The following is a 17,480-nucleotide window of genomic DNA, read 5'->3' as shown; positions in this document are numbered from 1 at the left end:
CGCAAGTTGATTCACAGGAAGATGAAAGGTTCCCGACAGCTGAGCCTGAACCTGCCGCCGAAGACTGGAAGAGTCCCGTCTGGGACACCTTCACCAGCCGTCACCGGACGGCAGATCCAGGAGACAAGAATGGTACGCACAAAGAGAATTGCCCTTGGCCTCACGGCCACCGCGCTGGCCCTTGGCGCCGGGATCGGCGTCGCAGGCATGGCGTCCGCAACCACGACGCCGACGCCCACCCCCAGCGCCAGCTCAAGCGCCTCAGCCGACGGGAGCACCGGAACTGCCCCAGCTGAAGGGAAGGGCATGCGGGGTGGCCATTGCCACGGCGGCTTCCGCGGCGTGGACGCCGCGGCACTGGCTACCAAGCTCGGGGTGGACGAGGCCAAGGTGACGGAGGCCCTGAAGGCCTACCGCGAGGCCAACAAGTCCACCACCCCGCCGGCCGACGGAACTGAAGGAACCCGGCCGGACCCGGCCGCGAAGCAGGCTGAACTCGCTAAGTCCCTCGCGGCGACGCTCGGCATCGACGAGGCCAAGGTCACGGCGGCGCTTGAAGAGCTGCGCACCGCCGAACAGGCAGATCGCGCCGCGGCTCTGAAGACCCGCCTGGACCAGGCCGTCACCGACGGCAAGCTGACCCAGGCCGAGGCCGACGCCGTGACCAAGGCGGTCCAGAACGGAGTCATCGGAGGTGGCGGCCGCTAACAAGAGGCCGGGCTGAGCGAAACCCGGCACCGAACAGGAGAAGTCCCCGGGAGCACTTCCCGGGGACTTCTCCTCTTTGCTGTTCGAGCCGTGCGTCAGGCCTTCGCGTCGGCCAGTTCGCGTCCGGCTTCCGGAGAGTCAGTACCTCCGGCGATGGCGGAAGGATCCGCAGCGGAGGAGTCGGCGTCGTCGTCCACAAACGGAGTGCCGTTGCGGGGTGCGTTGTAGAGCGCCTCGTCGAGCATGCCCTGCCGCTTGGCCACGATGGTGGGCACGAGGGCCTGACCCGCGACGTTGACCGCGGTGCGCCCCATGTCCAGGATGGGGTCCACCGCGAGCAGGAGTCCGACGCCGGCCAGGGGCAGTCCCAGCGTGGAGAGCGTCAGGGTGAGCATCACCACGGCGCCGGTGGTGCCGGCCGTTGCGGCGGAACCGAGGACCGAGACGAGGGCGATGAGGAGGTAGTGGCTGACGTCCAGCTGGACGCCGAAGAACTGGGCCACGAAGATGGCCGAGATCGCGGGGTAGATCGCGGCGCAGCCGTCCATCTTGGTGGTGGCGCCCAGGGGCACGGCGAAGGAAGCGTAGGCGCGGGGAACGCCGAGGCTGCGTTCCGTGACGCGCTGGGTCAGCGGCAGGGTTCCGATCGAGGAGCGGGACACAAACGCGAGCTGCACGGCGGGCCAGACCCCGGAGAAGTACCGCTTCACGGACAGGCCGTGCGAGCGGATCAGCGTCGGGTAAACCACAAACAGCACCAGGGCCAGGCCCACATAGATGGCGAACGTGAACTTGCCGAGCGCGCCGATGGTGTCCCAGCCGTACACGGCCGCGGCGTTGCCGATCAGGCCCACCGTGCCGAGCGGGGCGATGCGGATGATCCACCAGAGGACCTTCTGGATAACGGCCAGCGCCGACGCGTTGAGGTTCAGGAACGGCTCGGCAGCCTTGCCGACCTTGAGGGCGGCAACGCCGACGGCGATGGCAATCACCAGGATCTGGAGCACGTTGAAGCTGATGGAGGTGCTGACTGTGGTGGCCGCGGTGGCGCTTTCAGTCACGGTGGAGGTGGCACCCAGTCCGAGGAAGTTCTTGGGGAACAGCCCGATCAGGAAGGACCACCAGTCACCGGACTTGCCGGCGTACTTGGCCTCCTGGGTGATGCCGGTGTTGGCGCCGGGCTGCAGGAGCACGCCGAGGCCGATGCCGATCACGACGGCGATCAGGGAGGTGATGGCGAACCACAGCAGGGTGTTCCAGGCCAGCTTCGCGGCGTTGGAGACCTGGCGCAGGTTCGAGATCGAGCTCACCACGGCCGTGAAGATCAGCGGAACTACCGCGGTCTGCAGCAGCGAAACGTAGCTGGAGCCAATGGTCTGCAGCGTGGCGCCGAGGCCGTTGGGGGCCTCCTTGGTGCTGCCTGTGTACTTGGCCAGCAGGCCGAGGCCCAGGCCCACAATGAGGGCGGCGATGATCTGGAAACCGAACGAGCCAGCCCACTTGGGCAGCTGGAAGCCGGTCTTTCCTGCGGATTCGGGGGTGCGGGTTTGAGTGCTCACCAGAACACGCTAGGCCCGGGTTTCTTATCACGGCGAACAGATGTTGAGAAATGTTACGCCGCAGCCTCGCCACAATAAGCCAAGAATCCCGCAAATCCGGCGTCCCACAAGGCAATTGTGAAGTTATTCCCGCGCCGGATGTGGCAAACGTCTCGCACTCAGGGGGCCGGAGGGGGCGCATCCGGCAGCGTGCGTCAGAGCGACGAAGGAGCAGCACGCCGAGGATGTGGCCCCTCCGGGCCCATCCCGGGTGGACCTACGAGAGCAGCGCCCGGCGGAGGGTATCGAGGCCTACGGAGCCGATGTTCAATGCCTTGGTGTGGAAGGCCTTGAGGTCGAAGCCGGGCCGGGTTTCGAGGTCGGCCCGGATCTGTTCCCAGAGGCGCTGTCCCACTTTGTAGGACGGGGCCTGGCCGGGCCAGCCGAGGTAGCGGGTGAATTCGAATTTGAGCTGGCCTTCGCTGATGGGCAGGTTTTCCTTGAGGAAGACGTAGCCCGCCTCCGGGGTCCATGTTCCGCTGCCCCAGCGTTCGGGGATCTCGAGTTCCAGGTGGACGCCGATGTCGAACACCACGCGGGCCGCCCGCATCCGCTGCATGTCCAGCATGCCCATGTGGTCGCCGGGATCGGCCAGGTAGCCGAGTTCCTGCATAAGCTTTTCGGCGTACAGGGCCCAGCCCTCGCCGTGGCCGGAAGTCCAGCAGATGTTCCGCCGCCACTTGTTCAGCAGTTCCCGCCGGTAGGTGGCGGTGGCCACCTGCAGGTGGTGGCCGGGGACGCCTTCATGGAAGACCGTGGTGGTTTCGGCCCAAGTGGTGAAGGTGTCTTCGCCGGCGGGAACTGACCACCACATCCGGCCGGGTCGGCTGAAGTCATCGGAGGGGCCTGTGTAATAGATGCCGCCCTCGTCGGTCGGGGCGATGAGGCATTCGAGCTTCTTCATCACGTCCGGGATCTCGAAGTGCACGCCGGCAAGCTCGGCGACTGCCTTGTCCGAGAGTTCCTGCATCCACGCCTTGAGGGCCTCCGTGCCCTTGAGTTGGCGGGCCGGGTCGTTGTTGAGGACATCCTTGGCCTCCTCGATGCTGGCCCCTGGCTTGATGATGGACGCAACATTTTCCTGCTCGGCGATGAGCCGGTCGAGTTCCTGGACTCCCCACGCGTAGGTCTCTTCGAGGTCGACGGCGGCGCCCAGGAAGGAGCGCGAGGCCAGGGCGTAGCGTTCCCGGCCGACGGCGTCCTGCTGCGGCGCGGCAGGGAGCAGTTCTGTGCGGAGGAACTCCGCGAGCTCCCGGTAGGCACCCCGGGCAGCGGCAGCGCCGGCGTCGAGCGTTTCCTGCGTTTCGCCCGGCAGGGGACCGTCCGCAGTCCGGGCCTCGGCGGCGAGCTTGGCGAAGAAGCCGTCTTCGGCGGCGTATTTGGCGGTCTGCTCGATGACGATGGAGACCTGGCGTTCGGCTGCGACCTTGCCCGCGTCCCGGGCCTGGCGCAGTGATTCGGTGTAGCCGCGGAGGGCGCCCGGGACGTTCAGCGCGCGGCCGGCGATGCGTTCCCAGTGCTCAGCCGTGTCTGTGGGCATGAGGTCGAAAATGGCCCGGATGTCCTGTGCGGGGGAGGCGATGTTGTTCAGCTCCGCCACGTCCCAGCCGGACTCGTGGATTTCCAGCTGGAGGCCCAGCCGTTCCCGCATGGCGTCCAGGGTGACAGTATCGACGTCGTCCTGGGGCGCGAGGCCCTCCAGGGCAGCAAGGGCCTTGCGGGCTTCCGCTGCGAAACCGGCGATGCCGGCGGGGGAGTAATCCGGGTACTCGGTCTCATGCCCCGGCAGCCCCAACTCGGTGGCAAGCGACGGGTTCAGGCGGATAAGTGTGTCGGTATAGTCATCCGCCACGGCATCGATGGCGGAGTGCGGACGGGCGGCGGGGGCGGCTTCGGTAGTCACCCCACGAGCCTAACCCCGGCTCCGCCTCCAGGCGCCGGGACCCGGCGTCGGGGCGAGCCGCAGCTGCTGGCGGCGCACCCAGTCGCGGGCGGTGGGCTTCCCGTCGGCCACGGCGTCCGCGCTGCCCAGGGAAAGCACGACGGCGGTCAGCGCCGCGAGCTCCTCGGCCGACGGTTGCCCTTTGACTACAGAAAGCACGGGGGCATCGGCGGGCGCATTGGTTTCGACAGGCTCAACCAACGGGGCTCCGACCAGCGGATCTTTCGCGATCACAGCGGGATGTTCCCGTGCTTCTTGGTGGGCAGGCTCGCCCGCTTGTCGCGGAGGGCGCGAAGGCCCTTGATGATGTGGCCCCGGGTATCGGACGGTGCGATGACCGCGTCCACGTAGCCCAGCTGGGCGGCCTGGTAGGGGTTCAGCAACTCTTCTTCGTACTGGCGGATGACCTCGGCGCGCCGGGCCTCAACGTCCCCGCCGGCCTCGGCAACGGCGGCCAGGTCGCGGCGGTACAGGATGTTGACGGCGCCCTGGGCACCCATCACGCCGATCTGCGCCGTGGGCCAGGCCAGGTTCAGGTCCGCGCCGAGTTTCTTGGAGCCCATCACGATGTACGCGCCGCCGTAAGCTTTGCGGGTGATGACCGTCAGCTTGGGGACGGTGGCTTCGGCGTAGGCGTACAGCAGCTTGGCGCCGCGGCGGATGATGCCCTGGAACTCCTGGTCCTTGCCGGGCAGGAAGCCGGGCACATCCACCAGGGTGATGATGGGGACGTTGAAGGCATCGCAGTTCCGGACGAAGCGCGCAGCCTTCTCAGAGGCTGCAATGTCCAGCGTGCCGGCGAACTGCAGCGGCTGGTTGGCCACGATGCCCACGGTGTGTCCCTCCACCCGGCCGTAGCCGATGATGACGTTGGGGGCATACAGGGACTGCATCTCCAGGAAGTGTGCGTCGTCAACGATCTGCTCGATGACGGTACGCATGTCGTACGGCTGGTTGGCAGAGTCCGGGACGAGCGTGTCCAGGGCGAGGTCGTTGTCGTTGATCTCCAGCTCCTGCTGGTGCTCCAGCACCGGGGCCTCGGAGAGGTTGTTGGACGGCAGGAAGTCCAGCAGTTCGCGGACGAACTCGATGGCGTCGGCTTCGTCGGAGGCCAGGTACGTTGAGGTGCCCGTGTTGGCATTGTGCTGGCGGGCGCCGCCGAGGGTTTCCATGTCCACGTCTTCGCCCGTGACGGTCTTGATGACGTCCGGTCCCGTGATGAACATGTGCGAGGTCTTGTCCACCATCACCACGTAGTCCGTGAGGGCGGGGGAGTAGGCCGCGCCGCCGGCGGACGGTCCCATGATGAGCGAGATCTGCGGGACGACGCCGGAAGCGTGGACGTTATTGCGGAAGATGTCGGCAAACATGGCCAGGGAGGCCACACCTTCCTGGATGCGGGCACCGCCGCCGTCGAGGATGCCCACTACAGGGCAGCCGTTGCGCAGGGCGAATTCCTGGACCTTGACGATCTTCTCGCCGTTGACCTGGCTCAACGATCCGCCGTAGACCGAGAAGTCCTGGCTGTAGACGGCAACGGGACGCCCGTCCACTGTGCCGTAGCCGGAGACCAGCCCGTCGCCGAGCGGCTTCTTCTTTTCCATGCCGAAGGCGGTGGAGCGGTGCACGGCCAGTGCGTCAAGCTCCACAAACGAGCCTTCGTCCAGCAGGAGTTCCACGCGCTCGCGGGCGGTGTTCTTGCCGCGGGCGTGCTGCTTTTCGATGGCTTCGGGGCCGGAGGGTTGTTCTGCACCGGCCTGGCGGTCGCGGAAATCGGCGATCTTTCCCGCTGTCGTTGTCAGATCGTGGCTCATCAAGTGTCTCCGGCTCTGTAGCAGATTGGTGCTGTAACAATGTGGTGCTGCGTGCGGTGGTAACTGGCAGGTCAGACGCGGGATTTAAGTAGATTCCACACAAGAGACGAACCCTGCTGGCTAGTCTAATGACGCATCTGCGTGGGACGACTGTAGAAAACCTACAATTTTCCGCACTTTCCAGCGGCCAGCACTATGTTACTCGCCAGTAACATACCTCGGCTACAGTGGAGCCATGACTTCCAGCAACGACGCAAGGTCCATTGCCGCAGGGCCCTACCAGGCCACCGGGTCCCTTCGGGGCCGCACCATTCTGATGTCCGGCGGCAGCCGCGGCATCGGGCTGGCCATTGCCACCCGGGCGGCACAGGACGGTGCCAATATTGTCCTGATGGCCAAGACCGGCCAGCCCCACGCCAAGCTGGCAGGCACAGTCTTCAGCGCCGCCGAGCAGGTGGAGGCCGCCGGGGGCCACGCCCTGGCAATCGTCGGTGATGTGCGCAGCGACGAAGACGTCGCAGGAGCCGTGGCGGCCGCCGTCGAACGCTTCGGCGGGATCGACATCGTGCTCAACAATGCATCCGCGATCGATCTCTCCACCACCGACGACGTGGACATGAAACGCTACGACCTGATGCAGGACATCAATGTCCGCGGCACGTTCCTGCTGTCCAAGCTGTCACTGCCCGCCCTCCGCAAATCGGCCCACGCACACATCCTGACGCTGTCGCCGCCCCTGAACCTTGACCCCCACTGGGCAGGCAGGCACCTGGCCTACACCATGGCCAAATACGGGATGAGCCTCACCACGCTGGGCCTTGCCGAAGAACTCAAGGCCGACGGAATCAACGTCAACTCGCTCTGGCCGTGCACGCTCATCGATACCGCGGCCATCCGGAACATGCCCGGCGGCCAGGAGATCGTCCAGGCCGCGCGCGGACCACAGATCATGGCCGACGCAGCCCACGCCGTCCTGACCGGCAGCAACCTGGCCGGCGCCGGTGCACCAAGCGGCAACTTCTATACGGACGAACAGGTGCTCCGCGCGGCGGGTGTCACCGACTTCCGTCCGTACAGCCTCGGGGCCGCGGAGGATCGCCTGGTTCCGGACATATTCCTCTGAGCCGCGGGTTCCACTCACGTGGCTGCGGGAACAGCCAGCGGCGGCGCCTGAGTCGATAGGATTCAACCATGGATGACTCACACACCCCAGGAAATCCGTTGGATCGTGGAGCCTTGGCGGACCAGGATTTCCTGGCGGCCACAGGCGTCGCCAAGGTGGTGGTGGTGGACTCCACCGGTTCCACCAACGCGGACCTCCTGCGCTCGGTGACAGTTGAGCCAAAGGAGTGGCCGGACCTGTCGGTGCTGACGGCCGAGTACCAGACCGCTGCCCGCGGACGCCTGGACCGGCGGTGGGAAGCGCCGCCGCTGAGCTCGGTGTCGGTGTCCCTGGTCCTGCGGCCCGCCAATGCCGAGGGCAGGCCCCTGCCCACGCACACGTATTCGTGGCTGTCACTGCTGGGCGCGCTGGCGCTGCGGGAGACGCTTCTTGAGACCGCGGGCATTCCGGCCGAGCTCAAGTGGCCCAATGACGTCCTGGTCCGTGGCCGCAAGATCGCCGGGATCCTTGCCCAGCTGGGGCCCATGGGGGACGGCTCTGTTCCTCCGGTCATTTTGGGGACCGGCCTGAACGTGACTTTGACCGCGTCGGAACTCCCGGTGCCCACAGCGACGTCGGTTGCCCTGGAAGAACCGCTGACTGTTGATCGGACCGTGCTGCTCAAGAGCTACCTCGCCCATTTCGCCGTGCTCTACCGCAGCTTCTGCAATGCCGACGGCGACCCCACCGCCGGGATTGCCGGCGGCCCTTCGCTCCACAAACGGGTGGAGTCCGTGATGGTGACGCTGGGCAAGCAGGTGCGCGCGCAGTTGCCCGGTGACCACGAGATCATCGGGCACGCTTCGAGGCTGGACGAGTACGGCTCACTGCTGGTGGTGGACAAGGACCGCCGCGAGCATGTGGTCACCGCCGGCGATGTTGTCCACCTGCGCCCATGGACCCCGCCGGGCCAGGGCGCTGAAAGCGGCTATGCGTAAAGGCCTCGTGCCGGGCGAGCAGGTCATTACGGTTACCCGCCCGCAGCCGAGGAAACTGGCCGGCCCGGCCGCAGCCTTCATTGCGGCACCGGCGGCTGCAGCTTTTGCCAGTGCCTGGACCGTGCGGGGCGAGGCTACCCGGTTGGTGCCTTTGGCTTCCGCTGACTGGACACCGTGGATCGTCCTTGCATGCGTCTTGGCCGCTGCGTGGATATGGTTGGCATATTGCCTGCCTCGGCTGCTGCGGTGGCAGGCAACCCGGTACATCCTCACGAGCCGGCGGATTGTTGCCCGCTACGGCATGGTGCGGCGCCGGGACGAGCAGGTCAACCTCGCGTCGATCCGCAACGTGTCGGTCCACCAGTCGGTGCTGCAGCGCATATTGCGCTCCGGGAATATATCCTTGGAAACCGGGTACCAAGGTGTGGTGAACATCCAGGACGTCCCGGAAGCAGTGCGGTTCCGGGACTTCGTGCTGGATGCGATTGACGAACTGCCCGTGGGCGGGGACCCGGGGACTGATGAGATATCGGATTACACAGACGAAGCGTTGCCGTGGGAGTTGAGAGAAGGTGGAGACGATGAACGATGAGGACCAGCGGGACGAAGCGGACCTGCCGGCTCCCGCCGTGCCCGAAACCGCCCACCCGGCAACAGGCACACTCTCTCCGGAACGAGTGGCTGCCAAGGCTCTCGAGGCCCGGCTGTTGGGCGGCGAACGGAAGCTGCGGCGCCGTGAGGTGGCCGCCGGGGCAGGGCTGTCCCTCCTTTCGGCCCGGAAGCTGTGGCGTGCCCTCGGTTTCCCGAACTTCGGCGACGAAGACGTCGCCTTCACCGAACGGGATCAGGCTGCGCTGTCTACCGTGGTTGACCTGGTCCGCACCGGAGTGCTGACCGAGGAAGCCGCCATCTCCGTGACCCGGTCCATCGGACAGATGACGGACCGCATGGTGGTTTGGCAGATCGAGGCCCTGGTGGAGGACATGGTCCACGAGCAGGGCGTGACGGACGCTGTGGCCCGCAAGCGCCTGGTGAAGGAACTTCCCTCACTACTGGATGCACTAGAGGAGATGCTGGTCTATTCGTGGCGGCGGCAACTCAATGCCGGCGTGCAACGCCTGGCCGTGCGCGCCGAAGCCGGCCTGCAGGCCAGCGAAGAAGGCCGCGACGGCGACGAAGACGACGCCCCGCTGCCGCTGGCCCGCGCCGTCGGCTTTGCTGACCTCGTTTCGTATACGAGTCTCTCCCGCCGGATGAATGAAAAGACCCTCGCCCGGCTGGTCCAGCGCTTTGAGAACAAATGCGCCGAGATCATTTCCGTTGGCGGCGGGCGGCTGGTCAAGACGGTAGGCGACGAAGTCCTGTATATCGCGGAAACTCCGGCTGCCGGAGCCGAGATCTCGCTGGCCCTGGCACAGGCGTTCACCGAAGACGAGATCCTGCCGGAAGCGCGGGTGGCGATGGTCTGGGGCAGGATCCTGTCCCGGCTGGGGGACATCTACGGCCCCACGGTCAACCTCGCCGCCCGTCTCACCACGTTGGCGGATCCGGGAACGGTCCTGATCGACTCCATGACTGCATCCGCGCTGGATCAGGACAAGCGCTTCATTCTCGTTCCGCAGCCTGCTGAAAATGTCCGTGGGTTCGGCGAAATCCATCCCGTGCTCTTGGCACGCGGTCAAGGAAAAGGCCTGGTCCTCGACTAGCCGTTTACCGTCCCCGGCCATGAACTTCGCCGAATGGCTTGCGCAACAAATCCGCGTGCCACAAAATCCGCGCGCAGGAACGTGCCACAAAATCCGCGCGCAGGAAGAGGCGCCGGTTCGGACGTTACATCGTGGCGTCGCCCACGAAACCGGGACGGTCCGGGAGCCATGGAATACCCCATTGCTGAGCGTCAGGGACGTGTTTGTCCTGACCTGCTGGTTTATCCAGTTGTTGGCGTATCGCGCTATAGTCGACCCTGGCGGCGGCCTGTCGCGCAGCACCAGGGGAGCGCTCCCCATCGCGGCAGCAGCCATGCTTCGGTAGGCTGACGCGGGGAACAGAGAGCCCGGTATCGGGTCTTTGGAGGGGCCGCACTGGGGGCCGCGACACAATTGGGGGATTAGTAACGCTGTGACATCACTGCTGGGGAAGTTCGGTCTCAAGAAGCGCCACAACAAGATCGTTACCGGTTCGGCCTTTGCCGCGGCCGGCGCTGTGCTGGTTGCCGGCGCGATCATCTATCCGGGGTTTAAGACCACGGAGGTGGAGTTGAACGACGGCGGCGTGTGGGTAGTCTCCAAGTCCAAGAATGCGGTGGGTCGGCTGAATTATCCCTCGCGTGTGTTGGATGGTGCGGTGACGCCGGCGAGTACCACTTTCGATATTCTCCAGAATGCCGGGGATGTGTTTGTGGATGATGAGACGGGTTCGACGCTGAACCAGGTTTCTCCTGCGAACATGCGCCTCGGCGGGGACAGACAGCTGCCGGGTTCGGCGGATGTGAGCTTCGGTGCCAGCGTGATCTCAGTGACGGACGCCGCATCGGGAAAGGTCTGGGCGGTGTCGCCGTCCACGGTAAATGGTTTTGACCAGGAAGCCTCGGAACCTGTGATGGTTGGCTCCGAAGGTCTGGTCTCCGCAGTCGGTACCGATGACCGGATCTACAGTGCCGATCCCAAGTCGGGCGCGGTGACTGTCACGGAGGTGGACGCGAACGGCGAAGTGGTGTCCACCGATTCCAGTACCTGGGGTGAGCTTAAGGGTGCAGGGGACCTGCAGATCACGGTGGTGGGGGACAATCCGGTGGTGTTGGATGCTGCTGCAGGGAAGCTGTTCCTGCCGGGCGGTAAGCGGCTGCAGTTGGAGAATGCGCGGGATGCGAAGCTGCAGCAGGGCGGCCCGGCGAGTGATTTTGTGGCGGTTTCGACGCAGAAGGCGTTGCTGAAGCAGCCGCTGGACGGTTCGACGGCGAAGACGGTCACCTTTGATGGCGAGGGTGTGCCGGCGGCTCCGGTGCAGCTCGCCGGGTGTGTGCATGCTGCGTGGTCCGGGGCGAACGAGTATGTCCGTGACTGCATCAATGATGCTGATGACAAGAACGTTGAGGTGCCCAAGGCGAGTGCGTCGCCGTCGTACGTTTTCCGGGTGAACCGGGACTTGGTGGTCCTGAACGATGTGAACTCCGGGAACGTGTGGCTGGTGAACCAGAACATGCAGCTCGTGAACAACTGGGACGACGTTGTTCCTCCGAAGAACGAATCCGATGAGCAGGACCAGGAATCAGCGGACAACAACACCATCAACGTCCTGCCGGACCGCACTAAACCGAACCGGCCGCCGGAAACCAAACCGGACACCCTGGGCGTTCGTCCGGGGCGGACCACCATCCTCAGCGTCCTGGACAACGATTCGGATCCTGACGGCGACGTCCTGACCGCCGCCGTCGGCGATTCAGGGTCCAAAGCCGGAACGCTGGAGAGCATCTACGGCGGCACCGCGTTCCAGATCTCCGTTCCCGCGGACGCTCGGCCTGGCGCCGAGACGTTCAGCTACAACGCCGCGGACGGCCGGGGACTTTCAGCAGGCGGACAGGTCACGCTCAACGTGGTGGCAGCCGATGAAAACAAGCCGCCGGCATTCAAGCGCGGCGGAGACTCCACCACCATGCTGGTGGAACAGGGCAAAACCGTCAGCCAGAACATCCTCACCGACTGGGTGGATCCCGACGGCGACGACCTTGTCCTGCTGGACGCCAAGGCAGACAACGACCAGGACCAGGTCAAGGTCCGGCGTGACGGATTGCTGACGTTCCAAGACTCCGGCGCCACCGCCGGCAAGAAAAACGTGGAAGTCACCATCTGGGACGGCCGGGCAACGGTCACCGGAAAAGTCGTGGTGAACGTCCAGCCGCCGGGTGCCCTGGCGCCGGTGGTCAACGCCGATCACGTCACTGCCGTGGTGGGCCAGGACCTGGTGATCGCGCCCCTGAAAAACGACGTCGATCCCAACGGCGGCGCCCTCCGCCTGGCGCAGGTGGAGGCCAATGGTCCTGCCGAACTGGGCCCGGTCACCGACGGCGGTACCTTCACGTTCCGCAGCACCACTCCCGGTCCCGTCTACCTGACCTACATCGCCAGCAACGGCCCGCAGAGCAGCCAGGGCCTGATCCGGGTTGATGTGGAGTCCGGCAAGGACGCCGGTGACCCCGTGGCGGTCCACGACGTTGCGCTGATGCCCACCGGAGGCAGCGTGCTGCTGGACCCGCTGGCCAATGACTCGGATCCTTCCGGCGGCGTGCTGGTGCTGCAGTCCGTGAAACTCCCGGACAACACCACGGCCTCGGTCAGCGTGATCGACCACAGCGTCCTGCGCATCACCGATGTGCTGGGCACCAAGGACCCGTTCCTTTTTGAATACACCATGTCCAACGGCAGGAAATCAGCCACCGGCAGCGTCTCCGTGGTCCCCGTCCCGGCCCCCGCCGTCGTCGAGGCCCCCCAGCCCAAACCCGACGAAGTGAACGTCAGGGTCAACGACGTCGTCACCATCCCGGTGCTGGACAACGACACCCACCCGCAGGGCCTGGAGCTGAGCGTGGACCCCGTCCTGCCACAGGCCGTGGATGAACTGGACGGCAAGAGCTTCGTCTCGGAAAACACCCTGCGCTTCATCGCCGGGCCGCAGCCCAAGACGGTGCGAGCCATCTACAATGCCGTGGACTCGCAGGGGCAGAAGAGCGCCGCCGCCGTCACCATTCACGTCCTTCCGCTGGAGGGGGCCGAGAATTCGAGGCCTCAGCCTCAGAATCTCACCGCCCGTGTGGTTGCCGCCGGAACAGTGCGCATTCCCGTCCCGCTGGACGGCATCGATCCCGACGGCGACTCCGTTCAGCTAACGGGTATCGACAGCACCCCGGCCATGGGAACCGCCACCGTGGGCAGCAACTTCATCGACTTCACCGCTGCCGGCGACGGCGCCGGTACAGATACGTTCCGCTACAAGGTGGTGGACCGCCAGGGCGCCGTCAACACCGGCACCGTGACGGTGGGCATCGCCCCCCGTGGCGAAACGAACCAGAACCCCACCCCCGTGGATGACGAAGTGAAGGTCCGGCCGGGACGGCAGATCGCCGTCGACGCCACCGGCAACGACACCGATCCCGACGGCGACATCATCCGCATCCTCACGGACGGTATCGAGGCCGACGACGCCCTCCAGGCCACCGTCAGCAAGACCAGCGGCCGCATCATCCTGACCGCTCCCGGCGCTGCCGGGACGGTCAACGTCCGGTACACCATCGCCGACGACCGCGACGCCACCGCCCAAGCCACCATCCGCGTGGTGGTGGACAACGAGGTTCCGCTGAAGGCGCCCATCGCCCGCGACGACCGGGTCACCTCGGCCCAGGCGATGGGCAAGACTGCCGTGGATGTGCCGGTCCTCAAGAACGATGAAGACCCCGACGGCGTCGGCGAGAACCTCAAGCTGAGCACCGAGTCCCTCACCGCCCGCCCGGGGCCTGACGGCACCATGCTCGTAGACCTGACCGAACAGCCGCAGCTGATCCCATACACCGTCGAAGACGTGGACGGCCAAAAGTCCACAGCCATCATCTGGGCGCCGGGGCTGGGGCAGCAGGTTCCCACCCTCGCCAAAGACGAGGTTATTGAGGTCATCGCCGGACAATCCGTGAACGTTGACCTCAAGGAATGGGTCAAGGTCCGGGAGGGACGCTCACCGCGCCTGACGCAGACTGACCGGATCAAGCTCATCGGTTCGGATGGCAGCAACCCGGTATCCGGTGACGGAACAGCGCTGAAGTACACCGCCGGCGTTGACTACGCTGGCCCGGGCTCGCTGAGCTTTGAGGTTACCGACGGCACCGGGCCGGATGATCCTGCAGGGCTGAAATCCACCCTGAGCATCCGCACCAAGGTACTGCCTGACCCCAACCGCAACAACCCGCCGGAACTCCTGGGCGCGAACGTTGAGGTGCCCAAGGGCGATAGCGCCACCCTGGACCTGGGCAAGCTGACCGCCGATCCGGACCGTGACGACCTCGAGAACATGAAGTACGAAGTGGTGGGCGGCATGCCGTCCGGCTTCAACGCAAGCATTGACGGCAAGACCCTGAAGGTCTCCGCCGCTGATTCCAGCGGCACGGGCACGGCAGGCACGGTCCAGATCAAGGCCAAGGACTCCCGCGGGCTGGAGGCAACGGCCACCTACCAGCTGGCTGTCACGGCTTCCAACCGGCCCAAGCCGGTGGCCAACGATGACTTGGAGCCGAACGCGGCCGCCGGGAATCCGGTCACCGTGAAGGTCCTGGCCAACGACGCAAACCCCTTCCCAGAGACCGCCTTGAAGATTATTTCGGCATCAACCGAGACGGGCCAGGGCACCGCAACGGTGTCCGGGGAGTCGGTGACGGTGACGCCGTCGTCCGGTTTCACGGGGACCATGGTGGTCGCCTATACGGTGGCAGACAAGACAGGAGACGATTCCCGCAACGCCACGGCGCGAATCCGGCTTACCGTCAAGGACAAGCCCCTGGCACCGACTACCCCGCAGGCGCAGAGCGTTGGCGACAAGACTGCCCTGCTCAACTGGTCTGCCCCGGCAGACCGCGGTGCGCCCATTACCAAGTACACGGTCTACGGCGAATCGGGCTTCAGGCAGGACTGTCCGGCGAACACCTGCACGTTGACCGGGCTGGTCAACAATACGAAGTACCACTTCGAGGTCACCGCTACTAACGAGTTCGGCGAGTCTGTTCGTTCCCCGGCCTCCGCCGAGGTCCGCCCGGACGTCAAGCCGGACACGCCGCTGGCGCCCACCCTGAAGTTCGGTGACAAGCAGCTTTCCGTGAACTGGGTGGCACCGGCCAGCAAGGGATCACCGGTCAAGACCTACGATCTGGAAATCTCGCCGGCCCCGCCAGGGCAGAACGCCCAGATCCAGAACCTGGCAGCGGTGAGCTATGTCTGGAAGGGACTCCAGAACGGCGTCTCCTACAAGGTTCGCGTCCTGGCCCGCAATGATGCCAAGGATCCGTCCGAGTGGAGCCCGTACTCGGCAGCGGAAGTCCCGGCGGGCGTCCCGGCCACCCCGGCCGCCCCGACGGCGACCCAGGCGGGCCAGGTGGGATCCACAAGCCAGCTGAAGGTCAGCTGGACTGCGCCGAACAACAACGGTGATGCGATCTCGTCGTATACCCTGACTACCCTGCAGGGCGGGGCCGTAGTGGCCACTCAGCCGGTGGCTTCAGGCACCACGCAGAACGTCACCGTGGACAACTCCGAGTCCGACTACACCTTCACCGTTTCGGCCACCAACAAGGCCGGCACCAGCGGTACCAGCAACCCGTCGGCCCAGATCCGGGCAGCCGGCAAGCCAGGCCAGGTAAGCAGCGGAACCGTGGCTGACACCGGTAACAGCGGCCAGCTCCGCGTGACGTTTACGCCGCTGACCCAGGCCCAGCGGAATGGCTCGACGGACACCGAAATCCAGTACACGTACAACGCAGACGGCAAGTCGGGAAGCATCCAAGCCGGCGGCGGAACCATCGGTGGCCTCACTAACGGCCGGGACATCACGGTCACCATCATCGCGACGTCCACCAAGAACAACGTGTCTGGGGACGCCAAAGCCATCGGTACCGGCAACCCCTACGGTCCGCCGAACGCACCCAACGTGAACGGCATGACTTCGCCCAAGGGCGACGGCCAGGTGCATTGGTCCTGGAACAACCCCAACACCAACGGCCGCCCGCTCAACCGCTACGAAGTGAGCATGGACGGTGGTGGCTGGCAGAACGTGGGCCAGGCCAACAGCTTCGACGCCGACGCTGGAGGCTGGTCCAAGAGCCATAACCTGCGCGTCCGTGCCGTGACTGTGGTGGACGGCGCCATTGGCGGGCCTGTCACTTCCACGTCCGGCGCCGATCCCACCCCGCCGGTCACACCTACGAAGGTCCGCGTCAAACCCGCCACGAACAACAGCTGCCCGGGCAAGCCCGGCGTCCCGGACCGCTTCGGGTACCGGAACGGCAGCCCGGATTGCGGCGGGAACGACGCGAACTGGGTGTCCACCTCGGATGGCTGGATCAACAGCGCCTGCTGGATGAACATCTACGGTTCACCGGAATCGGACCCGGGGTACTACAAGTGGTACCGCATGGACGGCGGCCCCCACTCGGGCTGGTACGTCAAGCTCGCCACCATCGATATCAGCGGCCCGGACGTCGGCCGGTGCTGACGGTCCACACAGCCCGTCCGCTCCAGCCCCAACAGACCAGCACCACAAGAAAAGGACTCCCTTCATGACCATGACCACCGAGCAGGCCGAATGGTTTGCAGGCACTTTCGACAAGCTCGTTGCCAACGTGGGACAGGCGGTGCTCGGCAAGGACCACGTCATCCGGCTCACCTTCACCGCGATGCTGGCCGAGGGCCATGTGCTGTTCGAGGACGCCCCCGGCACCGGCAAGACCATGCTGGCCCGGGCGATGGCCGCCACCGTCCAGGGGTCCAACAACCGCATCCAGTTCACCCCCGACCTCCTGCCCTCGGACGTCACGGGTGTGACCATCTACGACCAGAAAACGCAGAAGTTCGAGTTCCACAAGGGACCGATCTTCAACAACATCGTCCTGGCCGATGAGATCAACCGCGCTTCGCCCAAGACCCAGTCGGCACTGCTGGAGGTCATGGAGGAATCCCGGGTCACCGTGGACGGCGTCACCTACGAGGCCGGCCGGCCGTTTATGGTGATGGCCACGCAGAACCCGATCGAGCAGGCCGGTACGTACCGCCTGCCGGAGGCGCAGCTGGACCGCTTCCTGATCAAGACCTCCATCGGCTATCCGGACCACGCCTCCACGGTCCAGCTGCTCGGCGGTTCGAACCTGAAGGACCGCTCCAAGGAGATCTCCGCAGTTATCACCACGCAGGCCGTGGCGGACATGGCTGACCTTGCTGCCACAGTGCATGTGGACACGGCGGTCCTTGAATACATTTCCCGGCTCTGCGAAGAGACCCGCAACGCGCCCGAGACCCGGCTGGGCGTTTCCGTGCGTGGCGCCATCGCCACGGTCCGCGCCGCGAAGGTCTGGGCCGCGGGGCAGGGACGGAACTTCGTCCTGCCTGACGACATCAAGGAACTGGCAGCCGTGGTGTGGACGCACCGGTTTGTGATGGACCCGGAAGCTGAGTTTTCCGGCGCCACCCCCGAGGCCGTTCTGGCCCGGGTGCTGTCCGACATCGCGGCACCGCAGCAGCGCGCCGCCGTCTGACGCTCCCTCGGAGCTCCAGACCACCACTGACCAGCGCG

Annotated in this window: 12 protein-coding genes; 8 read left to right on the top strand and 4 right to left on the bottom strand. The window is 65.7% G+C overall.

Annotation, left to right across the window (positions count from 1 at the left end):
- The first annotated feature begins 129 nt into the window (after window positions 1–129).
- Entirely contained in the window at window positions 130–708 is a 579-nt protein-coding gene (locus NG701_RS08115; protein WP_252566224.1) for a hypothetical protein, read from the top strand.
- A gap of 95 nt (window positions 709–803) precedes the next feature.
- On the opposite strand, the gene NG701_RS08110 is transcribed toward NG701_RS08115, so the two are convergent.
- From NG701_RS08110 to NG701_RS08095, 4 genes are all read right to left on the bottom strand, one after another.
- A complete protein-coding gene (locus NG701_RS08110; protein WP_252566221.1) occupies window positions 804–2,267 on the bottom strand; it encodes a dicarboxylate/amino acid:cation symporter in 1,464 nt (487 codons plus the stop codon).
- 256 nt (window positions 2,268–2,523) lie between these two features.
- Window positions 2,524–4,209, bottom strand: coding sequence for a DUF885 domain-containing protein (locus NG701_RS08105; RefSeq protein ID WP_252566219.1), 1,686 nt, complete (start codon window positions 4,207–4,209; stop codon window positions 2,524–2,526).
- Window positions 4,210–4,218: 9 nt separating this feature from the next.
- Complete coding sequence (locus NG701_RS08100; protein WP_252566216.1) at window positions 4,219–4,482, bottom strand: acyl-CoA carboxylase subunit epsilon; 264 nt, start codon at window positions 4,480–4,482, stop codon at window positions 4,219–4,221.
- Window positions 4,479–6,062: an acyl-CoA carboxylase subunit beta gene (locus NG701_RS08095; RefSeq protein ID WP_252566213.1), complete on the bottom strand. Its 1,584-nt coding sequence runs from the start codon at window positions 6,060–6,062 to the stop codon at window positions 4,479–4,481. The genes NG701_RS08100 and NG701_RS08095 overlap by 4 nt, the downstream gene beginning before the upstream one ends.
- A 235-nt stretch (window positions 6,063–6,297) precedes the next feature.
- Here NG701_RS08095 and NG701_RS08090 point away from each other — a divergent pair, with 235 nt between their 5' ends.
- The 7 genes from NG701_RS08090 (at window position 6,298) to NG701_RS08060 (ending at window position 17,442) form a co-directional block, all read left to right on the top strand.
- Window positions 6,298–7,185 carry an SDR family oxidoreductase gene (locus NG701_RS08090; RefSeq protein WP_252566210.1) on the top strand — a complete coding sequence of 296 codons (888 nt, stop codon included), beginning with the start codon at window positions 6,298–6,300 and terminating at the stop codon, window positions 7,183–7,185.
- A gap of 68 nt (window positions 7,186–7,253) precedes the next feature.
- Window positions 7,254–8,162: a biotin--[acetyl-CoA-carboxylase] ligase gene (locus NG701_RS08085; RefSeq protein WP_252566208.1), complete on the top strand. Its 909-nt coding sequence runs from the start codon at window positions 7,254–7,256 to the stop codon at window positions 8,160–8,162.
- On the top strand, window positions 8,155–8,754 hold the full coding sequence (locus NG701_RS08080) for a PH domain-containing protein (RefSeq protein WP_252566205.1): 600 nt from the start codon (window positions 8,155–8,157) through the stop codon (window positions 8,752–8,754). Before NG701_RS08085 ends, NG701_RS08080 begins: the two co-directional genes overlap by 8 nt.
- Window positions 8,744–9,868 carry an adenylate/guanylate cyclase domain-containing protein gene (locus NG701_RS08075; protein WP_141139924.1) on the top strand — a complete coding sequence of 375 codons (1,125 nt, stop codon included), beginning with the start codon at window positions 8,744–8,746 and terminating at the stop codon, window positions 9,866–9,868. The genes NG701_RS08080 and NG701_RS08075 overlap by 11 nt, the downstream gene beginning before the upstream one ends.
- A gap of 19 nt (window positions 9,869–9,887) precedes the next feature.
- Window positions 9,888–10,193, top strand: a complete 306-nt coding sequence (locus NG701_RS08070) for a hypothetical protein (protein ID WP_252566202.1) — start codon at window positions 9,888–9,890, stop codon at window positions 10,191–10,193.
- An 87-nt stretch (window positions 10,194–10,280) separates the two neighbouring features.
- Window positions 10,281–16,406, top strand: coding sequence for an Ig-like domain-containing protein (locus NG701_RS08065; RefSeq protein ID WP_252566199.1), 6,126 nt, complete (start codon window positions 10,281–10,283; stop codon window positions 16,404–16,406).
- Window positions 16,407–16,470: 64 nt separating this feature from the next.
- Window positions 16,471–17,442 (top strand): AAA family ATPase, encoded by a 972-nt coding sequence (locus NG701_RS08060; protein WP_252566197.1) that lies wholly within the window; start codon window positions 16,471–16,473, stop codon window positions 17,440–17,442.
- The last annotated feature ends 38 nt before the right edge of the window (window positions 17,443–17,480 follow it).

It is taken from the genome of Pseudarthrobacter cellobiosi (assembly GCF_023913815.1).
Classification (GTDB): domain Bacteria; phylum Actinomycetota; class Actinomycetes; order Actinomycetales; family Micrococcaceae; genus Arthrobacter; species Arthrobacter cellobiosi.
The sequence above is the reverse complement of the archived record's forward strand: the minus strand, read 5'-3'. Positions and strand labels throughout refer to the sequence as shown.